This window comes from Aliagarivorans marinus DSM 23064 (genome assembly GCF_000429485.1).
Lineage (GTDB): Bacteria > Pseudomonadota > Gammaproteobacteria > Enterobacterales > Celerinatantimonadaceae > Aliagarivorans > Aliagarivorans marinus.
Genome location: NZ_AUBY01000014.1, coordinates 72,714 through 97,823, shown reverse-complemented (window position 1 = coordinate 97,823; position 25,110 = coordinate 72,714). Strand labels below are relative to the sequence as shown.

At 55.5% G+C, this 25,110-nt stretch carries 20 protein-coding genes; 6 read left to right on the top strand and 14 right to left on the bottom strand.

The annotated features are described in order from the left end of the window. Positions 1 to 11 precede the first annotated feature (11 nt). Complete coding sequence (ilvY, locus tag G461_RS0105620) at positions 12 to 893, bottom strand: HTH-type transcriptional activator IlvY (RefSeq protein WP_026958435.1); 882 nt, start codon at positions 891 to 893, stop codon at positions 12 to 14. Then, on the bottom strand, positions 880 to 1,380 hold the full coding sequence (locus tag G461_RS23425; protein WP_245587155.1) for a GNAT family N-acetyltransferase: 501 nt from the start codon (positions 1,378 to 1,380) through the stop codon (positions 880 to 882). Before G461_RS23425 ends, ilvY begins: the two co-directional genes overlap by 14 nt. A gap of 204 nt (positions 1,381 to 1,584) precedes the next feature. Between G461_RS23425 and ilvC the strand changes: the two genes are divergently transcribed. Next, on the top strand, positions 1,585 to 3,066 hold the full coding sequence (ilvC, locus tag G461_RS0105610; RefSeq protein WP_026971092.1) for a ketol-acid reductoisomerase: 1,482 nt from the start codon (positions 1,585 to 1,587) through the stop codon (positions 3,064 to 3,066). A 214-nt stretch (positions 3,067 to 3,280) separates the two neighbouring features. Beyond that, the gene (locus G461_RS0105605) at positions 3,281 to 4,117 is read left to right on the top strand and encodes a substrate-binding periplasmic protein (protein ID WP_169727232.1); all 837 of its coding nucleotides are present in this window, start codon (positions 3,281 to 3,283) and stop codon (positions 4,115 to 4,117) included. 43 nt (positions 4,118 to 4,160) lie between these two features. Here the strand turns inward: G461_RS0105605 and G461_RS0105600 are convergent, their stop codons facing one another. Together G461_RS0105600 and G461_RS0105595 are read right to left on the bottom strand one after the other, a co-directional pair. Beyond that, positions 4,161 to 5,015, bottom strand: coding sequence for a helix-turn-helix domain-containing protein (locus G461_RS0105600; protein WP_026971090.1), 855 nt, complete (start codon positions 5,013 to 5,015; stop codon positions 4,161 to 4,163). Positions 5,016 to 5,109: 94 nt separating this feature from the next. Further along, positions 5,110 to 6,099 (bottom strand): succinylglutamate desuccinylase/aspartoacylase family protein, encoded by a 990-nt coding sequence (locus G461_RS0105595; protein ID WP_035479520.1) that lies wholly within the window; start codon positions 6,097 to 6,099, stop codon positions 5,110 to 5,112. A 146-nt stretch (positions 6,100 to 6,245) separates the two neighbouring features. On the opposite strand from G461_RS0105595, the gene trxC reads away from it, so the two are divergent. Further along, entirely contained in the window at positions 6,246 to 6,677 is a 432-nt protein-coding gene (gene trxC / locus G461_RS0105590; protein ID WP_026971088.1) for a thioredoxin TrxC, read from the top strand. Positions 6,678 to 6,715: 38 nt separating this feature from the next. Here trxC and G461_RS23420 read toward each other — a convergent pair whose 3' ends face one another. The 3 genes from G461_RS23420 to putP form a co-directional block, all read right to left on the bottom strand. Beyond that, positions 6,716 to 7,240, bottom strand: a complete 525-nt coding sequence (locus G461_RS23420; protein ID WP_084429029.1) for a DUF3299 domain-containing protein — start codon at positions 7,238 to 7,240, stop codon at positions 6,716 to 6,718. Between the two features lie 44 nt (positions 7,241 to 7,284). Next, positions 7,285 to 9,405: a metallophosphoesterase family protein gene (locus G461_RS0105580; RefSeq protein WP_026971087.1), complete on the bottom strand. Its 2,121-nt coding sequence runs from the start codon at positions 9,403 to 9,405 to the stop codon at positions 7,285 to 7,287. Between the two features lie 395 nt (positions 9,406 to 9,800). After that, positions 9,801 to 11,303 (bottom strand): sodium/proline symporter PutP, encoded by a 1,503-nt coding sequence (gene putP / locus G461_RS0105575; protein WP_026971086.1) that lies wholly within the window; start codon positions 11,301 to 11,303, stop codon positions 9,801 to 9,803. Between the two features lie 518 nt (positions 11,304 to 11,821). Here putP and G461_RS0105570 point away from each other — a divergent pair. Continuing rightward, positions 11,822 to 12,685: a transporter substrate-binding domain-containing protein gene (locus tag G461_RS0105570; RefSeq protein WP_026971085.1), complete on the top strand. Its 864-nt coding sequence runs from the start codon at positions 11,822 to 11,824 to the stop codon at positions 12,683 to 12,685. Here the strand turns inward: G461_RS0105570 and G461_RS0105565 are convergent. The 4 genes from G461_RS0105565 to G461_RS0105550 form a co-directional block, all read right to left on the bottom strand. Next, positions 12,682 to 13,368: a hypothetical protein gene (locus G461_RS0105565; RefSeq protein WP_026971084.1), complete on the bottom strand. Its 687-nt coding sequence runs from the start codon at positions 13,366 to 13,368 to the stop codon at positions 12,682 to 12,684. The genes G461_RS0105570 and G461_RS0105565 overlap by 4 nt on opposite strands. A gap of 1 nt (position 13,369) precedes the next feature. After that, a complete protein-coding gene (putA, locus tag G461_RS0105560; protein ID WP_026971083.1) occupies positions 13,370 to 16,483 on the bottom strand; it encodes a bifunctional proline dehydrogenase/L-glutamate gamma-semialdehyde dehydrogenase PutA in 3,114 nt (1,037 codons plus the stop codon). A gap of 144 nt (positions 16,484 to 16,627) precedes the next feature. Beyond that, the gene (locus G461_RS0105555) at positions 16,628 to 17,656 is read right to left on the bottom strand and encodes an acyltransferase (RefSeq protein ID WP_026971082.1); all 1,029 of its coding nucleotides are present in this window, start codon (positions 17,654 to 17,656) and stop codon (positions 16,628 to 16,630) included. Between the two features lie 96 nt (positions 17,657 to 17,752). Then, positions 17,753 to 18,283, bottom strand: a complete 531-nt coding sequence (locus tag G461_RS0105550; RefSeq protein ID WP_026971081.1) for a DUF4136 domain-containing protein — start codon at positions 18,281 to 18,283, stop codon at positions 17,753 to 17,755. Between the two features lie 353 nt (positions 18,284 to 18,636). On the opposite strand from G461_RS0105550, the gene tcdA reads away from it, so the two are divergent. Beyond that, entirely contained in the window at positions 18,637 to 19,425 is a 789-nt protein-coding gene (tcdA, locus tag G461_RS0105545; RefSeq protein ID WP_026971080.1) for a tRNA cyclic N6-threonylcarbamoyladenosine(37) synthase TcdA, read from the top strand. Positions 19,426 to 19,505: 80 nt separating this feature from the next. After that, a complete protein-coding gene (locus G461_RS0105540) occupies positions 19,506 to 21,143 on the top strand; it encodes a methyl-accepting chemotaxis protein (protein ID WP_026971079.1) in 1,638 nt (545 codons plus the stop codon). 16 nt (positions 21,144 to 21,159) lie between these two features. Here the strand turns inward: G461_RS0105540 and arfB are convergent, their stop codons facing one another. The 3 genes from arfB to G461_RS0105525 form a co-directional block, all read right to left on the bottom strand. Next, positions 21,160 to 21,570, bottom strand: a complete 411-nt coding sequence (arfB, locus tag G461_RS0105535) for an alternative ribosome rescue aminoacyl-tRNA hydrolase ArfB (protein ID WP_026971078.1) — start codon at positions 21,568 to 21,570, stop codon at positions 21,160 to 21,162. Positions 21,571 to 21,573: 3 nt separating this feature from the next. Then, positions 21,574 to 21,966, bottom strand: a complete 393-nt coding sequence (locus G461_RS0105530; protein WP_026971077.1) for a DUF2750 domain-containing protein — start codon at positions 21,964 to 21,966, stop codon at positions 21,574 to 21,576. A 72-nt stretch (positions 21,967 to 22,038) separates the two neighbouring features. Further along, positions 22,039 to 25,107, bottom strand: a complete 3,069-nt coding sequence (locus tag G461_RS0105525; protein WP_026971076.1) for an efflux RND transporter permease subunit — start codon at positions 25,105 to 25,107, stop codon at positions 22,039 to 22,041. Between the last annotated feature and the right edge of the window lie 3 nt (positions 25,108 to 25,110).

Genomic DNA, 25,110 nt, shown 5'->3' with positions numbered 1-25,110 from the left:
TTCATCCTTGTCTAACTACGAGAAGCAATCTGCCAAAAACGCTGCATCAATGGCTCGTGCAGCCGTTTGCTTAGCATACAGATCCCAAGGTCGAAGGGCACGATCTCGATACCCAGTTGCAGGCTCTCGATGCGCTCGCGCACCGGGCTATTCTCCACCACCACTTCCGGCGCAATGCCCACGCCACTGCCCAGTGCCACCATGCTGACAATGGCCTCATGCCCCACCACCTTGGCATAGACATTGGGCTGCACCCGCATCTGGGTAAACCAGTTATCGATACGCGAGCGGGCCGGGCCGTGCTCAGGCAGAATAAACGGGATCTTCTCCCAGGGGATCGGCCGCTGTTCCAGCAAACGGCGCACATTGCAGCTTACAGTGGGGGCGATAATCGACAGCGGCACCTTGCTAATACTGGCAAAAGCCATGTTCAGTGGCAGGCTATCTGGGCGGGCCGCCAAGGCAATATCCACCTCGCCCTGCTCAACCTTTTGCACCGCGAGTGCTACATCGCCGGTCACCAATTTGATGTCAGCATTGGGGCAGACCAAACGGTACTTATCGAGAATATCCGGCAGATGGCTATAGCTGGCGGTCACCGAGCAATACAGCTTAAGCTCGCCACTCAGCTCGCTGCTTTGCAAGGCCAGATCGCTCTGCAGCATCCGCCACTGCTCCAGCCAGTCCTCGGCAAAGCGGCGAAAACGTCGCCCGGCCGGGGTCAGCTTCACGCTGCGCTTATCGCGAAATAGTAGCTCAGCGCCTAACTCTTCCTCTAAACGCTGCACCACCCGGCTAAGGGTTGAGGGGCTCACATGCATCGCTTGACTGGTTTTGCTGAAGTGCAGACTGCCGGCTAGGTGTAAGAACAGTTCGCAGCTACGTTGGTCCATGCTCAGCCTCGCTGTTTATCTGGTTATCGCCGGACTGCGACCATCGCTGCATGGTATTAGCCATTACCTCAACACCGTTGTACTCGGTCATGAACGCGTCTACTTCGGTAAATCCGTAGCGCCGGTATAGCCGTTTGGCCGGTTGATTGGAGCTAGCTACATACAACAGCGCACTCTCGCCGACCTCATTCAACAGATGCTCGAGTATTTGTCGTCCGACGCCGCGACCTCGCGCATCGGGGTGGGTAAACAGCGCGCGGATTTCATTGTCTAGGTAGGCCCCATAGCCGAGCAGCTTGCCTTGCTGTTCCAGCACCACAATCTGCGATTCAAATAGCTCAGCGAAGCGCTTTGCATCGCGCTCTAACGGCAACAACTCAAAGCTTTTTTCGCTTTCGAAACGCAATTCATCCAACTTAGATAGTCGGTAGATCGCTAACACCGCAGAAAGATCAGACGTTCTGTAGGGACGGACCTTCATTTCCATACTTGCTTCAAATCCTGTATTTCATTTTCTGCAATACACTATCGCAAATAATTCATTTTACGCAATGCAATCCCCCTCGTATAGTAAGGTCACTGCGAAAACAGACTCGATAAAGAGCAGGGCTTTAACAACAACCACAGCCCACATCGCAAACACAACACGTAACCTGTCATTTTTTGGATTAGCATCAACACGGAGTTAATGATGGCCAACTATTTCAACACCCTTAACCTTCGCCAGAAGCTTGACCAACTGGGTCGCTGCCGTTTTATGGATCGCAGCGAATTTGCCAACGGCTGTGAGTTCATCAAAGGCTGGAACATTGTCGTGGTCGGCTGTGGCGCACAAGGTCTGAACCAAGGCCTGAACATGCGTGACTCTGGCCTGAACATCTCTTACGCCCTGCGCGAAGCGGCCATCAAAGAGAAGCGTGCTTCTTTTGTTCAAGCGACTGACAACGGCTTTAAAGTGGGTACCTATGAAGAGCTGATCCCAGAAGCTGACATGGTTCTTAACCTGACTCCAGACAAGCAGCACAGCAACGTAGTTGAAACTGTTATGCCGCTGATGAAAGAAGGCGCAACCCTAGCTTACTCACACGGTTTCAACATCGTGGAAGAAGGCATGCAAGTTCGCCCAGACATCACTGTGGTAATGGTTGCACCGAAGTGCCCAGGTACCGAAGTACGCGAAGAGTACAAGCGTGGCTTTGGTGTACCGACCCTGATTGCAGTTCACCCAGAGAACGACCCTAAAGGCGATGGCCTGGAAATCGCTAAGGCTTACGCCTCTGCCACCGGCGGAGACCGCGCAGGCGTACTGGAAAGCTCCTTCGTTGCCGAAGTGAAATCTGACCTAATGGGTGAGCAAACCATCCTGTGTGGTGTACTGCAAACCGGTGCTATCTTGGCCTACGACAAGATGGTAGCTGAAGGCATCGACGCGGGTTACGCCTCAAAACTGATTCAATTCGGTTGGGAAACCATCACCGAAGCACTGAAGCACGGTGGTATCACCAACATGATGGATCGCCTGTCTAACCCGGCGAAAATCAAGTGTTTCGACCTGGCTGAAGAGCTGAAAGACACCATGCGTCCGCTGTTCGAGAAGCACATGGACGACATCATCGAAGGCGAATTCTCGCGCACCATGATGGCCGACTGGGCTGCTGGCGACGCCAACCTGCTGAAATGGCGTGAAGAAACTGGTCAAAGCGGCTTCGAGAACGCGCCAGTATCTGACGTAGAAATCACCGAGCAAGAGTACTTCGACAAAAGCATCCTGTTGGTAGCGCTGGTTAAGTCTGGCGTAGAGCTGGCCTTCGAGACCATGGTGGCTGCCGGCATCATCGAAGAGAGCGCCTACTACGAGTCACTGCACGAGACTCCACTGATTGCCAACACCATCGCCCGTAAGCGCCTGTACGAGATGAACGTGGTTATCTCTGACACCGCCGAATACGGCTGCTACCTGTTCTCACACGCTGCCGTGCCACTGCTGCGCGACAAAGTGAACAACATGAGCCTGGAGTACATCGGTAAAGGCTTCGAGGAAGCTGACAACGGCGTAGACAACATGCGTCTTATCGAAGTTAACCAAGCCATCCGTGAGCACTCAGTTGAGTGGGTAGGCGCTGAGCTTCGTGGCTACATGACCGATATGAAGAAGATTGCGGTTGGTGGCTAAACGCTAGCTGACACCTTTTCAGACTAAGCCCCGCACCCGCGGGGCTTTTTTGTTATCGAGGTTTGCCATTTGAGGTAGCCACAGACCTAAACTAATCCACAGCCGCTGAACTTGCGTATGTATGGGGTTGGAAAGCTCACTACTTAGCAGTTCGCTTACCAGCTACGCTTTAGTTGCAATAACCATGCTACAGATACGAAAAAGGAGGCTTGGTTTGCTGTCATGGATTCAAAAACGCAGAGTCTGTCTTATCACCTCCGGCCCTTCCGTCACTCGTTATGTATCGAGCATCACGCAACTGTTGTTGTGTACTGCGTTGCTGGCCCAGCCTAGTATCAGCCATGCCAAGGACTCCATCTTGCTGGCATCTGGTGAGTTGGCACCCTTTTCCTACAGCAACCACGGTCGCAGTGGAGTCGTTAATGAGTTGGTGGTAGAAGGATTTCAGGCGGCCGGTATCAGCGCCCACTTCCACTTTATGCCTTGGCCACGAGCCATCCGCCACACCCGTGCGGGTTTATATCTGGCGAGCTCCTATTGGTACTACCATAGCGATCGAGAGGCGGATTTTTATTTTTCAGCCCCGCTACTCACCGATATCGAAGTCTTTGTCGTACGCAACGAGCGCTTTCCTGCCCCCCTTAACAGCCTTGAGGACTTGGCTGGCAGCAATATCGGCATTACCCGCGCATACACCTACACCCAAGAACTATTCGACAAAGAACAGCAGAAGTTTTTCCGGTTAGAGGTGGCTAACAATGATGAACAAAACTTCGCGAAGCTTGCTGCAGGTCGAATCGATGCGTTTCCAGTTAGCCTTTATTTGGCAAACCTCTACTTAAAAAGCCTTCACCCTGTTCAGGCCGCAAACCTGAGAATCAGTAAGCTGAGGTTGGGCGAGCGCACCTGCTATGTACTCTTTTCCAAGCGCCACCCTCTAGCACCAAAGTTTTTAGCCGCCTTCAATCAAGGACTCGAGCAGATAAAGCAAAATAGCCGTTACCAACAAATACTCGACAAATATCGCGACAGTTATATCCCAGAAACTTGAGAGGAAGCAGCCTCAGCAGCTCTGTAAACGCGCTTTTTGCGCTCTACAACGCCGCACTATCAACACAACGCAAGCGAAACTCAGCAGGCGACTCATTCATCCCCTTGCGATAAAAACGGCTGAAGTAGGCAGGGTCAGAAAAGCCAAGATCAAAGGCGATCTGTTTAACGCTTTTATCGGAAAAGATCAGATAGCGGTTAGCCTCAAGAATAATCCGCCGATGGATAAGTTGGGTCACCGTCTTACCCATATCGGCTTTTACGATCTCATTGATGCGCTTGCTGGTCAGCGACAGACTGGCCGCGTAAAAGTCGCACTTTTTCTGCTGCTTGTAGTGGGTATCGATAAGATCGAGTAACAGTCCCACTCGCGCGTCCCGTTGTTCGCCGCTCAGGTCACTGCTTTTGGAAAAGCGCAGCAGATAGCGCATGAAACAGTTCAATAACGAGTCTACCAAGGCCCAGTCACACTCTTCGCGCTGGCACTCCGCTTGGATCTGGCGAAAGAAGGGCGTCAGGATCTGCTCGCCCTCTTGGTCGCAATCAAGGTAGGGCAAGCGATGATTGCGAATGCCAAACACACTCTCCACGAGCTGCGTGCTGCGCTTGTTGGTTTCCACAAAGCCCTGGACAAACACCAGCAGACGGGCATTGCGCCCTTGTGGGCTAGACTGGTGCACCTGACCGGGAGCAATGGTAAAGAAGCGTCCGGGGAGGTTGGGATAATCGACGAAATCGATGCTTTGGCTGCCTTGATCATCCAAGCACCAGATAATCTCCCAGTATTCATGGCGGTGTACGTCGCTAAAATCTTGATGGTTGTCGCTCAGGCTATCCTTGGCTTTGCAGGGCTCACCGAGCAACAAACGGACGGACTTGATATGGCGATCGACACTCACAGGGCTTTCTCTTATTGAGGACTTAGCTAGCGTTTAGCAGCTACCTTATCACTATCGGAAGGTTGTGACCGACGCTAGAGTCTATCCATCGAGCTTACTTGCACAGCAGCTTCACCACCAGCGCCCCAGCATCACGGATAGGGTCGGTATTTAGCGATACCACCCAGCCCGGCACTTTAGCTTGATAACGGCGCAGCTCTCGGCCCCAGCCGTCATAGTGCACCGCCAGCTCTTGGCCGACCTCCACTTTCTCTAGTAGCTGCACCGAGGGGATAACAAAACCGCCTCCCTCGGCGCGATGGGTCGACAGCTTGGTCCCTTCGATACAAGGCGGCAAGTGGCTCTCAAAACCTTCCAGCATGTCGTGTTCCGCCAAGATCCTCCGAATGCCCTCTACCGCGCGCTGGATCAGCAGCGGTTGATACTGCTTGCCCTCGCCTACCTCCACGGTGATACACGGCACACCGATGCGATTCATCTCAGTTTCCAACACCCCTTTATCGCCGGGGTCATCCAGCAGCATATCCGGCCCCATCAGCTTGGCCATGCGCAGCGCGGCAGGCACCCGGTAATCGGCAAAAACAAACAGTGGATAATTGCAGCTGCGGGTTTGGCTGTGCAGGTCGATGGCCATATCGAAACCCAGCGAGAACAGCTTTTGCCACAGCTCAGCCACCAAGCGTTGATTGCCGCAACCGGCGGCGCTGCCGGGGAACAGGCGATTGATATCGTGATAGGCAGCCTCGGGATCGCTGCTGTAACTTTCACGGCGATGCAGCAGCGCACCGCTTTGATTAATGATAGGCGCCACCACCACCGTGCCGCTTAGCAGCTTGTCGCTCAGCACTTGGGCAATGCCATGGGCGGTCAGCATCCCGTTGGTTTCGTCACCATGCACACCGGCGCTGATTAACAGCTTCGGACCAGCAGCTTGGGCTTTGAATGCCCGCAGCGGCAAACGACGCGGCAGCCCCAAGCCATTGGTTTGTAGCTGCAGCTCTAAGCAGTGCTCGCCGGGGCTTAATGCCTCAAGATCCAGAGTATTGATAATCGAAGTGGCGGAGAGGGCCAGGCTAGTATCCATAAACAACATGTTTCGCGCAGCAGCGCGTCCTTGCAACGGGGGCTTATTTGTATCGATTAGTCACAGCTATCAATCGGATTGTTTTAAACGCTTGGGCCTGAGAAAAGCAGTTCCCTACACTACAAGCAGATTGAAGGAGCCAAACTATGACGAGTTTTATCACCCGCTGCCCCCACTGCCAAGCACAAAACCGTATCGCCACCGAGCGACGTGAAGAACATGCGGTATGTGGCAAGTGCAAGCGACCGCTAATGGACGGTGCGCCAATTACCCTCACTCAGGATAATTTCGCCGCACTCACCGAGAGCGAACAGCCGATTGTGGTCGATTTCTGGGCCGATTGGTGCGGCCCCTGTAAGCAGTTCTCGCCGGTATTCAGCGCGGCCGCCGAGCAAAACCAAGGCAAGCTGCGCTTCGGTAAGATCAACACCGAACACCAACAAGCGCTGGCCGCACAATTTGCGATTCGCAGCATCCCCACCTTGATGGTGTTTAAACAAGGCGAGGTGGTTGCCCAGTTAAGTGGTGCATTGCCACCCGCGCAGTTCCAGCAATGGCTGGATCAAAACGCTAGCTGATAGCTGAATCTCTCCGCAGGCCCCTCGTTACAGGGGCCTTAGTAGGCTGACACCTTTGCCGAAGAGAGGGTATAACCCACCTCTCCTTGCTCATCAAAGTCCCCGTCAAAACGCTCAAGTAGCCCTTCTGCCCACACCGCATCGCGGATGATATCGAAGGGGATCGCGTGTTTTTCTTCCAAACGAACATGAACAATCTGGTTGGCCGGCGGCGGCGGCGCGTGTACACAGGCACCAAAATACGGCACCAGTAGAAACTCGGTAACATGTTGATTGTGCCATTCTAGCGGCACCACAAAGCCCGCCAAGCGCACTTCACTGGACAGGACTTCTTGATTGAGTAAGGCTTCAGCCAGCCCCAGCGACTGGTCTTGTGGGCCTTTAAGGTCGTCGTGATTTAGGTTTGCCCAGCGCTCCTGCTCGATAAGCAGTTGCACGATCTCTTCGCGCTGTGAGGCATGAATAAGGGTCTGCCAGTCGGTATCTGGGGCGGTCACGGTCTTGCCGCAACCAGTAAGCACCAGCGACACAAGCAGGCATAGAATTGAGAGTTGCTTTTGCATGATTAACTAGCCGCCAGCAAGCTGGCGGCTTTCCGTTTTAGCCGTTACTTGGCGATGATTGCGAACTGGCCTTCAAAGTCGAGTTTGGCCCAAAAGCCGCCCGCCGCTTGCGATACCACGATGGTGCTGTCACAGCCTAAATCAGCAATGTCTTCTGGCATGCGATTCAAAAACTCGCTGTCGTAAGCCATCGAACTCTGACACTCAGGGTTGTCTAGAACCGGTAGCCACTCGCCGTTATCCAGATAAGCCAATTGGGCTTGCTCAGCGGCGACGCCTGCAGGCAGCTTGAACTCCAGCACGTAGTCATCGGCTCGAACCTCACCGTGGCGCTTGTCGCTGCTTAATGCCATATCCTGGTTTAACGCATCCAAACGGTTTGGCGATTTCGCATCCAGTACATCAACGTAGTCCAGCGCAGGCTTGTTCTGAGGGATCAGGTTGCGACGATCCGCTGGATTATCTTCAACACCGGTGCCCGGGCGACCTTCATCTCTGGTGATATCCAACATCCGGCCGTAAGGGTTAGAGTAGATACCGGTCTGGCCCTGAATACCGCTTACCACCAGTACATCAGATAAGGTCTCGGTTTGCTTGGGTAGCCAACTTAGCGACACCAGCTTCTTCATATCAACCGTGTGCGGATACCACTTGATGCCCACGCCGCCGCCAATAATGTTTGGCGTAACATCATAGGCCTTACCGTGCGACTCGTTGATGGCGTTACGACCATCAACCACGAAATCACGATCGGAGCCAATGGTGTTGTCTCCCAGTTTACTGCTCATCTTCATGTAGCGAGACAAACGCTCCAGATAACCAAGATCCGCCAAGCTTGAGCTCAGCCACTCGGCACCATACAGCGCCTGATCCACACGGTTAAATACTTGGTTATAACCATCGACTAAGCGCGCTTCATCACCGCTTTTAGAATGACACCAAACGGTACGGTAGTTGTCATCTTTCACGCTGTAATAGGTGCTCGCTTCAGCAATACTGGTTGGGTGGACCACCTTGTCACAGCGTCGTCCTGAGCGGGTAAAGCGGTCAAACAGCTTCCAATCGGCACCGCCATCGGCCACATCGCTCGGGCTTACCCAGTCATCGTAGTAAGCCTGGAAGGTCAGCTCTGAACCGGTGATATCAAACCACGATGCGTTGATCTGGGTTACACCCGGGCCTTGTGCGTCGCGAGCAATCTCTTCTTCCGTCCACTCGCGCTCATCGCCGGGAGCGCGGCCACCCGGCGTGGTGGTGCGGAACATCAGCATGTCTTGGATCTTCTCAAACTCACCAATGCGCAGGTAGTAACTCTTATCTGACGCATTACCGGTAACGATATGGTGGAAGAAGCGATTGCCGGTGTAATCGTCCATCGCTTCTTCATCGAAGCTTGCGCTGCCATTACCAGCGCCTTGCCCCCAGATCACCGAGCGGCTGTATTGATGGTCGTGACCCGATAGATAGATCACGTCATTGTCGATCAGCAGGTCACGCCAGCCTTCGAAGTCGGCGGTGAACAGATCGTTCTCCAGTTGGTTATTCCAACGCGCGACCAGATTCTCATAAGTGATACCACCGCGGTATGGACCCACAAAGGGGCTGTGGCTGGATACGAACACATGCTCGATGGACGCATCACGGCCTTCAATCTGCTCTTTAACCCACTCGAATGCATAAGGCTTATCTTGGTCAGAAATCTGCACCATCAGGATATTGCCGGTGGTATAGGCGTAGGTCTGATACTTACGTTGTGGCATATGTACCACGTTTTCCTGAGGGATAAACTCAGACATGATGCGTGCCCAGGTGTAGTTATCACCCGGCTTACGATCGTGGTTGCCCATCAAAGGTAGGAAGGTGATGTCTGGGTAGCGTTGCGCCATTGCCTTCCAGTCTTCGTACTCATGCTCGGTATTGGAGTTGGTCAGATCGCCAACGGCGATAACGTAGTTGATTCCCTGCTCGCTATAGAGATCGAGGATTGCCTCCATCTGTGGCAGCGCCACCGCATCTCCACCACCTTGGGTGTCGGTCAAGATACCGATCTTCACTTGAGTAAGCTCAGGGAGCTCGCGGCCCCCATCTTCAGAGTTCGATGAAGAGTTACATGCGGCCAGCGCCATGCTGGTCAATACAGCCAAAGCCGTTTTCTTAAAGGTCATTATTGACTCCTAGACTAAAATCGCGCGCAGCATAGAAGGCGAAAATGACGAACAGATGGCACTAAAAAGACTGGATCTAAAACTCAATCACACTGATATAAACCGGGATAAAATATCGAAACTCCAGCACACAGCGATACTATTGACTGCCAGATAAACAGCTTTAGCAGTAAGTACTTAGCATTTACCAAATAGTCGAAAAACACCCGGACTTCATTGATAAAAAAATGAGGTAAGAGTTGGGCAAACTAACCTGCAGGCAGCGACAGATTCACGAAACAAGAGCACGAAAATCGCCAAGCTCAAGAGATTGAGAAAGGACCAAGGATTAAGAACTAAGAGCAAAGAGAAAGGAATGAAAAGAGAGCGCAGCAAGCCACGCTCTCCGGGTCAATCTAGTCCAAATCCACCAGCGCCTGCTCAAACGCAGCAAACTGCTTGGTGGTTTCATCGCTCGGCTTGCCCAGCTTGCTCACGCCGATAATCGCGGCGGTGGCTAGCACAAACCCGGGTACAATCTCGTACAGGTCGAAGATTGATGCTTCCGCGCCACGCAAGGTTGGCCAGAGCACGACGGTAGCACCGCCAACCACGATACCCGCCAGCGCGCCATTACGGGTCATATCCTTCCAGAACACACTCAGTAGAACGGCAGGACCGAAGGCGGCACCAAAGCCAGCCCATGCATAAGACACCAGGCCGAGTACGGTGTTGTCGGGCGTAAGAGCCAGTACACAGGCGAGCACTGCAATCACGATCACGCCAATGCGCCCTACCATCACCACTTCCTTGGTGCTGGCTTGTGGACGGATCACCTGCTTGTAGAAATCCTCCGCCAAGGCCGACGACGATACCAATAGCTGTGAATCAGCGGTGCTCATAATCGCCGCCAAGATAGCCGCCAGCAGAATACCGGCAATCACCGGGTGGAACACCGCATTCACCAGCAACATAAAGATAGTTTCGCCGTCTTTTAGCGCGCCGCCATGATGAGCATTCACATACAAAATACCCACCAGACCAACCGCCATAGCGCCCAGCATCGACAGGCCAGTCCAGATCACCGCGATACGACGCGCAGTCGGTAGCTCAGCGTTACAACGAATGGCTTTAAAACGCGCCAGAATATGCGGCTGACCGAAGTAACCAAGACCCCAAGCCAGTAGCGAGATGGTCGCCATTACCGAAAGCGGCGTGCCTTCAACATCGGTAAACAGGTTCATTAGCGCAGGGTTCGTGGCGTTTACATCTGCCACAAGATTGAAATCGTTGATCATGGTGGCGGCAATCGGCACCAGTAGCAACGCAGCCGCCATTAACAGACCTTGGATTAAGTCAGTCCAGCTCACCGCCAGAAAACCACCGAACAGGGTGTAGGACACCACGCACACGGTACCGACAACCACCGCAGTGGTGTAGTTCAAGCCAAACACGGTCTCGAATAACTTACCGCCAGCAACCAAGCCCGAGCTGGTGTAGAACAAGAAGAACAGTAAGATAAAGAAGGCAGAAATCAGCTGAATCGCCTTACTGTTATCGTTGAAACGGCGCGACAGATACTCCGGCAGGGTCAGCGCATTATCGGCAACGATGGAGTAGGTGCGCAGGCGCTTGGCGGTAAACAGCCAGTTAAGCCACGTGCCCACCAACAGGCCGATAGCGATCCAGCTGGCGCTTAAACCTGATGCGAAGGCCGCACCGGGCAAGCCCAGCAGCAGCCAGCCGCTCATATCGGAGGCGCCAGCAGACAGCGCAGTTGGCCAAGGGCCGAGGCTACGGCCGCCAAGAAAGTAGTCGGCGGATGATTTGGTTCGTCGGTACGCGATAACCCCGATGCTCAGCATCATGGCCAGGTACGCGATAAAGGTGGCGCTGATCGCACCGCTATTCTCGATCATAATTCCCTCTAATGCCCAGCGTTGACCAGCCGGGGCTTGCTATGTTGTGTGTTGTGTTGCTCTGAGTGCTAGCCGCTCCTTTGGCTGGCTTTGCTTGGTCAATTACCACCCTGCCCGGTTGTTATTGGATGCATCCATTCGCCAAATCGCAGTTGTTGCAGCATGGCGCAGAGTAAGACTCCTGCGTCTGCCGGCATGGGGATGACGAGGCCCTGAGCATAGCTAGCCGCTACTGTTTTAAGGCCTGTTGACCATTTGCACCTAAGTTTGCTGCCTTGGCGCTCTATCGGCTTTGGCGCAGCAGTGTTTTCCGATTTACCTCAGAATGGTGGCTAGCAAAATTAAGCAAGCCTCTGAAGTACAAAAGGAAAGTGCCAAGATAGCACAAACTCAAGTGCTACCGAAAGACTGCTCAATAATGCGGCAGGTCACAGAGTCAACGCTCGGGCGTCCCTCCAACAGCAGCAATGCACGTTCTGTGCAACACTTGAGTGAAAACTAAAGCATGTTAGATCGCGATGAAGTTACAAAGCCTTGGTTTGTTAGTGAGCCTACTAATCTGCTGGCCGGGAAGTGCCAAAGAGCAGGTGACCGTGTATGTCAGTCATATCCCCCCGTTTAACATCCTCTACGGAGAGACTCGGGGAAGTGGGCAGATAGACGTTGCCATCCAGCAGGTGAGAGACGCGCTTGCCGACAGCTTCCAACTTCAACTGCGCGAAGCGCCCTTCTCGCGCTTTTTCAACGATGCCCGAGCGGGCAAACCCATCTGCCACTTCACCCTGCGTCGAACTCCTGAGCGCGAGCAGTTCCTCGATTTTAGCCCGGCCCATACCTACTCCTTCGGTAACGGCTTGATTGTCAGCGAGGGGAAGTTGGCAACGCTCAGGCCTTATCTCAACGACAATGGGCAGATTGACCTTGAACAAGCCATGGAGCAGGGCGGCTTAAAACTGTTTGTCGAGCGTGGGCGGATCTACTCGCCGGTCATTGACCAACTGCTGGCAGAGGCGTCCAACACGCGCGGCCGAGTGACCACCTACTCAAAGCAATATCAGCTGGAAAGTAAGATCCAACTACTCAAACACCCCAACCTGCTGGGACTGATCGGCTACCCCTCTGAGGTGTTCTATCACAATCAAGTTCAAGACCCGGAAGATCGCATCGCCTACCTAGAAGTGCAGGGCTCGCGTTATCCCACCAGTGGCCACCTGGCCTGCAGCAAGGGAGAGTGGAACGACAGCTTTATGCAGGCCGCGCAACAACAGTTGCAGCAACTGAGCCGCTCACCCGAGTACTACGAGCTGCAATACCAATGGCTACCGGAGAACTTGCATAGCAGCTATCGAGACTTGATCCGCGAGCAGCTACAGCTCGATTAAGCCTTGCTGCCCAGCGTTAGCAATTCGGTATTTCCCCCTATCGCAGTAAGATTGGTGGTGCGGGTGCGCTCGCAAACCAGCTGCAGCAAAAAATCAGGATGGGTCAGCGAGGCCTGAGGGTCACCCAGTACCTCGCAGATAAACGGAATTATCGGGCCATCGCCTTCCGCTAGCTGTAAGCGGATCGCTTGCGCCAGCTCGGCCTCGCCGTAATAGCACAGCGCCGCGTATTGATGCGAGGCCAACTGATGCTGCAGGTCGATACATTCACAGCCAGTCAGCAGCCCATCGGCGGGCAGCTGGCGCAGGTATAGGGTCTCGCTAAAAGATGCGAGCATCGAATCAAGTTCAGGGAAATCACTAGCTAGCTGCACCGCATTGCCTGCAGCGAGTGCGGCGATGGTCGCCACGTACCAACGATAATCATCATCGCCTTGCGTGGAGTATACGAACACCAAGCCCCGGCCCGAGAGATAGTACTCGTTGCTCTCACCACTGGGGCTGGGCAGGCTCTGCTCAAGCGCACTTAGGCGCAGCATCTGCCGACATTGAAAAGCGGCTAACTGGCGCCACTGGGCAGGCACTAAGTCCAGCGCCTGCTGCCACTCCAACAATGCAGCCACCCGCTGCTGCGCACCAAGCTGCTGCCACTGCAGCCAGATCGGCGATTGTAGTTGCTCCATGCTAGCCCTCCTCATCCAGTGGGTTTACCACGCAGTGGGTGAATCGCTTGAGATACAGCGGCCCGCCAGCCTTTGGGCCGGTGCCCGACAAGCCATGACCACCGAAAGGCTGTACCCCAACCACTGCACCCACCTGATCGCGGTTGATATAACAGTTGCCCACATGCAGCTGTTGTTCCAGCGCCAGATAGTGGCTGATGTTGCGGCTATGCAACCCAAGGGTCAGGCCGTAGCCGCTATCGTTAATCTGCGCCACTAACTCACCTAGCCGTTCTCGCTCATAAGGCAGTACGTGCAAGATAGGACCGAACTGCTCCTCGCTGACCTCGGTGAAGCTCTCCACCAATAGCGCGGTTGCCGCCACATAGTGCCCCAGCTCCGCCTGTTTAGAATAAGGGCTCTGCGCCAACACCTTGCCTTGGCTATGGTAGCTGTCGATGTAGTCCAGCAATTTTTGCTGAGCGCCTTGGCTAATCACTGGCGCAATATCACAACGATACTCCAGTGGGCTAGCCATCTTCAGCTCCTGCATCGCACCACTGAGTAGCAAGCAGAAGGGCTCCAACACCTCTTGCTGCACCGCCACCACCCGCAGAGCTGAACAACGCTGGCCGGCCGAGACAAAGGCAGAGCGCAGCACATCGCGCACCACCTGCTCAAGCAGCGCGCTGCTATCAACGATCATCGCATTAATCCCACCGGTCTCGGCAATCAGTACCGGCGGTGGCCCTTCTCGCTCAGCCAGATAGCGTTGTAGATGCTTGGCCGTGGCGGTAGAGCCGGTAAAGGCCACCCCAGCCACACAACTTGCCCGGCACAGCTGCGGCCCTAGCTCACTACCCGGTCCCAGCAACAGCTGTAACGCGGCGCGCGGTAGGCCCGCTTGATACCAAAGCTCTACGGCGCGCACAGCCAAAAGGCTGGTGCTCTCAGCCGGTTTTGCGATCACTGTATTACCCGCCACTAAGGCCGCCGCAATCTGGCCCACAAAGATGGCCAGCGGGAAGTTCCACGGGCTGATGCAAACGAACACCCCGCGGCCTTGATAGCGCGCCACTTGCTGTAGGCCGAGATGATCGCTAAAGCTGTAACCAATCAGTTCGCGCTTTGCGCAGCTGCCGTAGTAATGCAGAAAATCCACCGCCTCGCGCAGCTCATCAATGCTATCTTGCAGGGTTTTACCCGCCTCACGTTGGCACAGCGCTAACAGCTCAGGGCGGTGGGCTTCGAGCAGCTCAGCAAAGCGGTTTAATATGCCAACCCGCTTGCTCAGGCCGAGCTGTTGCCACTCGGGCAGGCATCGCTCAGCCTGCAACAGGGCCTCATCAACTTGGCCACTATCGGCAAAGCCAAGCTGGCCGACCTGTTTCTCCACATGGTAGGGGCTGAACACAGCCAGCCGGTTCTCCAGATAGGTATGCTCGCTCTCATCCCCCGCCAGCAGTGATATGCCCTGCCAGTGGCAGTCATCACGTAGATAGGGCGCCATCGCTTGTTGCAGCTCCGTTAGCTGGGCGGGGTCATCTAGGTTGCAGCCTTGGGAGTTTTGTCGATAGTCCTGATAGATATCTGGCGGTAGCGGAATATGTGGGTTGGCCAGCGGACTCATTGCCTCTAGCACGGTACAAGGGTGAGCAATCAGTTGCTCCACCGGGCAGCGCTTGTCGAACAAGCGATGGACAAACGAGCTGTTGGCGCCATTTTCCAACAGTCGCCGCACCAGATAGGGCAATAGTTCGCGATGGCTACCGACCGGGCCATAGATGCGCACGGTTTTGCCGATCAGCTCTGAGGTGGCGCGATAGAGCGCTTCGCCCATGCCATGTAGGCGTTGGTACTCGTAGTGGTCGTGCTGCGCCATGGCGCTGATTGCCGCGATGGTGTGGGCATTGTGGGTGGCAAACTGCGGATAGAGTAGCCCCTTGATATGGGGCGATAACAACAGCCGTGCACAGGCCAGATACGCGCTGTCGGTGCCCGCCTTGCGGGTAAATAGCGGATAACAGGCTTGGCCTCGCTGCTGGGCCAGTTTTAACTCGGCGTCCCAGTAGGCGCCTTTGACCAGCCGCACCGGGATCTTATCACCCTGTTGATGGGCCAAGCCAGCCAACCAGGCTAATACTGCCAGCGCCGCCTTATGGTAGCTCTGCACCACCATGCCCAGCTGCCCCCAGCCTTGCAGCGACGGATGGCGATAGAGTTTTTCGAACAGCTCCATGGAGAGCATCAGCCGGTCCACCTCTTCGGCATCGATGGTCAGCGGCACCTCCAACAGCTTGGCCTTTTGGCACAGCGGCAGGATGCGCTCAAACATCTCCCCCAGCACCCGCTCGCGTTGGGCCTGTTCATAGCGGGGAAACAGTGCCGATAACTTGATCGATACACTGCCTTGTTGGGTGTCGGCCACCTGCTCAATGGCGCGAAAATAGGACTTGAGGTAGCGCTCGGCATCATCCATGGTCAGGGCGGCTTCGCCAAGCATATCGTAGGAGAAGCAGTAGCCCTGCATGCGCAGCTCCGCGCCATTGGCAATGGCTTGGTCCAGCGTTTCCCCTAGCACAAACTGGCGGCCTATCACCTTCATGGATTGATTGATCGCCCCCCGCAGCAAAGACTCAGAGGTGGAGGCCAGCAGCCGTTGCAGCCGCGAATTCGCCGATAGGCTGTGGTCAAACTCGATGATCTTGCCGCTGAGCATCAGGCCCCAGGTAGAGGCGTTCACCAGTATCGATTTGTCGCGTTTGAGGTGGCTTTGCCAATTGGCGCTGCTCAGCTTATCGCGAATCAAGGCGTCGGCGGTGGCGCGGTCGGGAATGCGCAGCAAGGACTCCGCCAGACACATCAGCAACACCCCTTCCTCGGTGTCGAGGCTGTACTCCAGCAGTAGCTGATCGAGGATGTGCAAGGCATGCTTGTCGGCACGCACCGCTTCCACCAGATGGCGGGCGACGCTGTCTATCAGCGGTTTTTCAGAGAGATTGGCGCGTGCAAAAGGCTGGAGCTTGGCCAGATAGTCACTTTCATCGGCGCTGAGCAGGGCAGGGATCGCCTGCCACCAGCTCGCCAGCGGGGTATTCAAGGCATCACTACTGAACACCTGAGCAGGGTTAAACATCGAAGACCCTCCTTAAAGGCTCGAAGTCTCCCTATAAAGCTAGGCAAGCGCGCGATTTACACAAGTTTGTAGCCAACAAGTCGGCAGCTAGGCTGATTTAGATCAACAACTTACACCGGTGATTATTCAACTCTGTGACAAAGGCTAGGGCACCATCCAAGCGGTAAAGCGGCTGCGGCTGAGCAAAGCGCTAACTAGCATCGCGATGGCCAGCAGCAGCGGGATCATCACTAGCAGCGCCAAGACCGGGTGAGCAAACCACTGATAGATCCCCAAATCCAGCTCGCGCGCCGGGATCAGCAGCAAGGGGTGACACAGATAGATGCCAAAAGAGTACTTGGAAATCAGCTGAATCGGCTTGCGCCAGTCTTGCGGGATCTGCTCGGCGTAGTACTTGGCCAAGACAAACAGCGAACAGGCGATCAGCGCAGTATTCAGGGTCTTGTAGCTCATCATCACCGTCTGATATTCGCTCATCCGCCAATCCAGCCACAGGGTCACCAGAAGATTACTGCCCAAGCTAAAGCCCAGCAGCATCTTCCACAGGTTCAATTGATCCTTCTGGTCGTGGTTAAACAGATACCAGCCCGCTACCAGATAGCCGGAGTAGAGAATCAGATTCTGCCGCAGCGGGGTATCAACCTTTAGCCAGTGCATCAGCGTCAGGCACAGCCAAGCGGCCAGCAATAGTCTCACTCGCTGCTCGTCCATCTTGTTTAAAAGCGGCGCTAGCAGCGGGATCACAAAGTACAGCGGGATAAAATCGTAGAAGAACCACAGGTGATACCAGACCGGCTGATTAGGACTCAGCTCGATAAGTTTCAGCATGCCGTTTACATCCCAGTGTCCGCCCAGCAGGCTGGCGGCAAAGGCGTAGATCAGCGTCCAGGTCACAAAGGGCACCACCACCTTGCCAAGGCGGCGTGTCAGATAGTGGCGGCAGTTAAACGGGCGAGCATCCGAGAGAAGCAACGCCCCGGAGATCAACATAAACACCGGCACGGCCCAGCGGCTGATGGCATTCAGCCCCACCGGGAAGACCCAATAGTGGAAATCGCTTAGCCCGACTTGATGGCGATAAGGGCCCAACACATGAATGCCAACCACAGCGATGGCCGCAATACAGCGCAGTAATTCGATGAAAAACAAGGGGGTGTTAGCCGGCCGGGACATGGGTCTCTCGCTAAACGGTTTTTAGCTATTGTACGGTTTAGGACATAAAAAAGCAGCGCCTAAGCGCTGCTTTGTAGCGATACCCGAGTAACCCGCTTATTGCGGTGGGAAGGCTTCGAACATCAACTCCAGTTGGCGCTGGATAAACTGCTCGCGCGCCTCAGGCTTCATGGTCTCGCGCAACTGACTTTGCGAGATTGACGACCACACCACGCTCTCGGCTTCGGGGTCGATAAGCTCTACCACCAGTTTGCCGTAGCGGCGCTCTTGCAAGCGCACCGGACTGCTCATCACCATGCCCACGCCACTGCGGCGCGAACCATAGCCAATACCGTAGGATACGCTGGCCCCGCCCTGTTCTTCCAAGATAAAGGCCTCATCGATGCGATAGGCTACCAGCAGATCTGGGTCTTGCTGTTCGCGAGCAAAGCCCTTGAGTTGCAGCTGCTGGCCGAGCGCATTCTCCAAACGGCGGTCATCCAGCCCTTTCGGCTGTCCTTCCGGGAAGGCCAAGAAGTCAAAACTTCGGTATTGACTGAAATCTTGAGTGGCGTCGAAGTCGGTGGCTGGTTTGACGGTACAACCGGCCAGCAACAACACCATAAAAGCACTAATCCAAATCTTCATAAGGGTCTCCTCGCAGAAACGTTGCAGCGCCTACAGGTTGATCCTTCATCTAGCAGGGTGGCGAAAAACGTGTCGATACCTTAACAACGGAGGTTATCTCCATTTCGCTTAATCGGGCATCGACCAACACACGGGCGCTCAATTAAGACAGACCCGACTATGGCGTCATAACTCACGCGCGTTACAGCATTGCGGATAAAATACCAACAATCGCCGCTAAATTACACCGCTCTGAATCCAGGGACCGGGTGAGAGAGTTGGTAAACACGTTCAATAGACCCGGGATTGCTGGAACAGTTCAAAAGCTGCGCAGCTTTGCTATAATCGCGGCCCTTTTTATCTTCGGTGGCAGTATGAGTTCTTATCAGCAGCGCTTCGGTGGCATTGGCCGCTTGTACGGCAATAAAGCATTGGCAGCTTTTGGCCAGGCCCACGTTTGTGTAGTGGGGATTGGTGGCGTGGGCTCGTGGGCGGCCGAGGCACTGGCACGCAGCGGCATCGGTAAGATCACCCTGATTGATTTAGACGATATCTGCACCACCAACACCAACCGTCAGATCCATGCCCTCACCGACACCGTGGGCGAAAGTAAGACCGAGGTGATGCGCGAGCGAATCGCCCAGATCAACCCAGAATGCGAGTGCTTCGAGATTGAAGACTTCGTTACCCGCGATAACATGACCGAATACTTGGACGCGCGCTTCGACTACGTGATCGATGCCATCGACAGTGTGAAGGCCAAGGCAGCGCTGATTGCCCACTGTAAACGCAACAAGATCAAGTTGGTGACGGTCGGCGGCGCAGGCGGACAGATCGACCCCACTCAGATCCAGATCAGCGACCTAGCCAAGACCATCCAAGACCCGCTGGCCGCCAAGGTACGCAACGAGCTGCGCCGCTTCTATAACTTCTCGAAAAACCCCAAGCGAAAGTTCGGCATCGACTGTGTTTACTCCACCGAGCAGCTTATCTACCCCGACAACGAGGGCGAAACCTGCATGGCCAAGCCCGATGCCGGCGGTAGCATGCGCATGGACTGCAGTTCCGGCTTTGGCGCCGTCACCCATGTGACCGCCAGCTTTGCCTTTGCCGCCGTGTCCAAAGTGTTGAGTAAGTTGGCACAAAAAGCCCAGCAAAACTGAGTCACAGGCCCCCCTTCACTGGCCGTCATGCAATAAGGCTTCTATGGTTAATCAACTGCATAACCGAAAGAAGCCTTGTTATGTTAAAAAACACTACCAGCCTACGTTTCAAAGTCTTACTACTGCTCTTTCTGGCTCTGCTCTCGCTGACTGGCGTCGCGCTCTACAGTGCCGTGCAACTGGATGTTGCCAGCGCCCGTTTTGAAGAGGTCAGCGAGGAAGAGGTTGCCCTCAACCAGCTGGCGCTGCGTGCCAATATCGAGTTTAAACGGCAAGTTCAGGAGTGGAAGAATGTCTTGCTTCGCGGCCACGACCCAGAGCAAAACCGCAAGTACTGGCAGCGCTTCCAGGACCAGCAAGAGAAGGTGCAACAGTTGGTTAGCGAACTCGAGGCAGGCCTCAGCGCCGCCGGTTTTAGCCAACAAGCCCAGATTGCCAAACAGTTTCTCAACGATCATCGCACCATGGGCAAGGCCTATGCCCAAGGCAAGCAAGAGTACGAGAACGCCAACTTTAACTTCGAGCGCGGCGATGCGGCAGTCAAGGGCATCGACCGAGCTCCGTCCAAGGCGATGGACCAGCTGAGTGAAGAGCTCAGTGCCCTCAGCACCGAACGAGTCACAACAGTGATTAACCGCGCAGAATCCGCTGTCACCCTCACCTATTGGGTAATCGCGATAGTGGCGCTGATCATGTTGATTGGCTGCCCGCTATTAATGGATCGCCAGTTTATCAGCCCACTCAACGTGCTGATCGACCATGTCAGCACCTTGGCCAAGGGGCGACTCAACATCCAGGTGGAGTCCAAGCGCGACGACGAGCTAGGTCGCCTCGCCAAGGCCACCCAAACCCTGCAGCAATTCCTGCAAGCCACGGTCAGCGACCTGCGTAACTCTGGCGTGCAACTGGATGATGCCTCCTCGAGCCTGAAAGGCATGTCGGAAGATATCGCCACCGGCACCCACCAGCAACGCGAGAGTAGCGACTTGGTCGCCACCGCCATTCAGCAGATGTCGCACTCGGCCGATGAAGTCTCGCAAAACGCCGCCACCACTGCCGAGACCACCAACGATACCGACCAAACCGCCGCCCAAGGCTCTGCTGCCATGCAGGAAGTGACCAAGAGTATTCAGCAGCAGGTGGAAGATATCGCCAGCGCTGGTGAGGTGGTGAAAAAGCTGGCGGGCGATACCAGCAATGTGGGCGCGGTATTGGATGTGATCCGCGGGATTGCCGAGCAAACCAACCTGCTGGCGCTGAACGCCGCCATTGAAGCAGCCCGTGCTGGCGATCAAGGCCGCGGTTTTGCGGTGGTGGCCGACGAGGTGCGCACTTTGGCGCAAAAAACCCAACAGAGCACCACCGAGATCCAGAACATCCTCGAGAAGATCCAAGAGGGCGCTAACAACGCAGTGGGCGCAATGGAGCAAAGCCAGCAGCGCACCGACGAAGTGGTCGATCATGTCTCCACCGCCGAAGGGCTGTTGGGCGAGATCGTCACGGCCATTGGCAGCATCAATGATATGAACCTGCAGATCGCCTCGGCCGCCAAGGAGCAAACTACCGTTGCCGGAGAGATTGCCAACTTGGTGGAGCGGATCGCCGAGGTGGCCAATCAAAATGCCGAGCAGGTGGAAGAGTCGAGCCAGCTGAGCTCACAACTACACATGCTGGCAGACGAGTTTAACTCCAAGCTGAAAAACTTTCAGACCGAGTAGCCCCGCGCCCCAGTGGCTAGTAAACCTTACCGCGCAGCGCTTTCACTTGGCTGCGCTTGGTTTTGCCCTCTAAGCGCCGCTTCTGGGAGGCGCGGGTTGGACGGGTCGCCCTGCGGGTTTTCTGCACCACCGCCACCGATTGGATTAGCTCGCGCAGTCGGTTAAGGGCATCTTCCCGATTCATCTCTTGGGTGCGAAATTGCTGCGCCTTGATCACCAATACCCCATCCTTGGTCATCCGCTTGTCTTTCAATGCCAGCAGTCGCTCCTTGTAGAATTCCGGCAAGGAGGAGGCCGCCACATCAAAACGCAGATGGATCGCCGAGCTCACCTTATTGACGTTCTGACCACCTGCACCTTGGGCACGGATTGCTTGCAGCTCGATTTCATCGTCCGCCAGCTCTACGGTATTGGAGATCTTTAACACGGTTTAGCGCATCTTCTTCTGTTGTTGGCGTAGCTCGTACTCCAGCTCTTCAGGGTAGAGCACCACGCCGTCTTCCTGATCGCTGGGGAATACCGCCACCGCCAGTTGGTCTTCTTCCAGGCCCGGGATCCAGCGGCTCATCCACTGTTTCAGCGGGATCGCCTTGGGATGGCAGTCCTGCCACTCTTCATCGCACCAAGACTCGGCAAACTCACGGTTTGGCCAGACCGGTACACAGTCCTCGTCTTCGCTGTTTAGCATCACCGAGCCGTGTTCATCGCAGAGGATCCACACCTCTTGGTGCTCAACCACCTGCTTAACCAGGTAGCGAAGGCGTTGGTCATTATCGAACTCGAGAATTTGCTGGATGCGCTCTGCGCTAAGGGCCGCACTCATGGCAGTTCCTTGTTGTGGGGAAATCATGGCTATAGCCTAGGGGAAAACCGCCCCTAGGCCAAGCCATCAGGATCAGGCTTTCGGCGTTAAAGCATCGAGGTAGTCCACCTCGGGCAAGGGCTTGTGCTTGGAGCCCAGATAGCTATACACCACTGGCAACACAAACAGGGTAAACAGAGTGCCAATCGACAGCCCGGCACAGATCACCAGCCCAATATCAAAGCGCGCCGCCGCCCCGGGCCCGCTGGCCATCAGTAGCGGCACCAAACCCGCCACCATCGAGATGGTGGTCATCAGCACTGCCCGCAGGCGCACCCGCGCCGCGTGGCGGATCGCAGTGAGCCGATCTTCGCCTTGATTCATCTGCCGCTCCTTGGCCACCTCACACATCAAGATGCCGTGTTTGGCAATCAGCCCCACCAGGGTAATTAAACCGATCTGGGTGTAGATGTTCATGCTGGAAAAGCCCCAGGCCATCATCAGCAAGGCGCCGCAAATCGCTAAGGGAACCGTGAACATAATCACCAGTGGGTCGCGCAGGCTCTCAAACTGTGCCGCCAGCACCAAAAAGATGATTGCCAGTGCCAACACAAAGGTGGTGTAGAGCGCCGCACCTTCTTGCTTGAACTGACGCGCCTCGCCTTTGAAGTCGAAGCTGTAGCCCACCGGCAACAGTTCCGCCGCTTGCTGCTCCATATAGGCAATCGCATCGCCCAAGGAGCGGCCCGGCATAATCACCGCGTTGATGGTGATGGCGTTGATTTGATTCATCTGCAGCAGCGCCGCTGGCTGAGCATCGAGGTGCCAGTCCACCAGATTCTCCAGCGGCACCAACTTGCCATCGACGGCTTTTACGTAGTACTGGCCAATCGATTCGGGGCTAAGGCGATAGCTGCGCTGCACCTGCGGGATCACCTCATAGGCCCGCCCATCATAGTTGATGTGATTAACGTAGCCATCGCCCATCAGCGTCGACAGGGTAGTGGCAATATCGGCCATTCGTACCCCATAGGCACCGGCTTTGTCGCGGTTAACGCGAATGTTCAGCCGCGGGCTTTCAAACTTGGTATCGCTGTCGACAAACACAAATAGCCCACTTTGCCAGGCGCGCTGCATTAGCTGATCGGCGAGCTGGACCATGCTGCGATAGTCGGCCTGACTCTGCAGCACAAACTGCATCGGGAAGCCGTCGGAGCCGGGCAAGGCCGGCAGCGGGAAGATGGATGCGCTGACCCCGGCAATATCGCTGATCGCCGCGGTCAGGTTTTCGATCTGCTCAGCCTGATTAGTGGACTGTTCCTCCCACGGCACCGAGCTTAAAAAGCCCAAACCTTGGGTGGAGCTGGGGATACCGGCCAGAGTAAAGGCCCGAGCGATATCTTGCACCTCCAGGCTGCGACGGCCGATTTCGGTGGTGTGCTGGTCCATGTAATCCAGGTTGGCCCCGGCCGGGCCATTGGCAATCAACATCACCGCGCCCTTCTCTTCGGTGGGTGCCAGCTCGCTGGGGATCAGCATGTTAAGCGGCAGCAGCATCGCCAGCACGATAAAGCCAAAACTCAGGATGACCCCACGTAGCTTAAGTGCACCACCCAGCAGGTAGTCGTAGCCCGCATCCAGTTTATCTAGGAAGCGATGCACCGCCTCTTCAAAGCCCTTCGGTTGCTCGCTTTTCTTGAGTAGCTTGGAGCACATCATCGGCGACAGGGTTAGCGCCACAAAGCCGGAGACAAACACCGCCCCCGCCAGCGTTAGGGCAAACTCAGAGAACAACACCCCGGTCATCCCCTCTACCATGGCAATCGGTGCGTACACCGCCGCCAGCGTAATAGTCATGGCGATCACCGGCATGGCGATCTCGCGGGTACCGACGATGGCGGCCTCGAACGGGGTCATACCCTGGCGGATATGCCGGTCGACGTTTTCCACCACCACGATGGCATCATCTACCACCAGGCCGATGGCCAATACCATCGCCAGCAGTGTGAGCAGATTGAGCGAAAAGCCAAGTAGCTGCATCGCCAGACAGACGCCAATCAGTGACAAGGGAATCGCAATCACCGGGATAATCACCGCCCGCAGATTGCCCATAAACAGGAAGATCACCACCACCACAATGACCGCCGCTTCGGCGATGGTCATCAACACCTCTTTAATCGATGCCTCAATGTATTCGGTAGCATCGTACAGCGGCTCTAAAGTCATCCCTTCTGGCAGGTTATCGGCAATCCCCGGCAGCAGTTGCTTGACGCCTTTGGCCACGTTGATCGGGTTGGCGGTGGGGGTTGGGTCAATCGCAATGGTGATCGAATCATCCCCACTGGCTTTGGCTATCACGGTTTCCCGCGCCGCTGCCAGCTCCATCTCGGCCACATCGCGCAGGCGCACCAAGCCGGCATCGCTGCGTGAAATAATCAACTGCTCAAACTGCGCCTGGGTTTTCAGGTCGGTGTCTACTTCCACGTCATACACCATAAAGCGGCTTTCAGCCTGCCCCGGCGCAGCGCGATAGTTGTTCTGGCGCAGCGCATCCACCACCTCAGCGGCGGTTAGGCCGTAATTCGCCAACTTGACCGGGTCGAGCCAGATCCGCATCGCCATCTCGGGGCCATACACATTGGCCTTGGCCACGCCGGTTACCGTGACCATTTGCGGCTGGATTACCCGGCGGGCAAAGTCGGCCACCTCAGGGCGAGTTAGGCGATCGCTGCGCAAGGAGATGTACAGAATCGATGTCGACGAGCCGGTAGAGCGGGAGATATTCGGGTCCAAGGCTTCGGCAGGCAAGCGGGCGCGCACCGAGTTCACCTTGGCCATAATCTCAGAGAGTGCGGCATCGGGGTCGGCGCCAATCTTCATATGCGCCGATACAGAGCTGCGCCCCATGGCCGAAGACGACAGGATGTAATCGAGGTGATCCGCCTCGGCAATCGCCTGCTGCAAGGGCTGGGTGATAAAGCCTTGAATCACATTGGCTGGCGCCCCGAAATAGGCGGTGTCGACGGTGATCACCGTGTTGGTCAGCTCCGGATATTCGCGGATCTGCAGCTTAAGCAAGGCTTGCACGCCAATGATCAGCAGCAACGCACTGAAGGCAAAGGCCATCACCGGGCGACGGATAAAGACATCGGTAAAACGCATCAT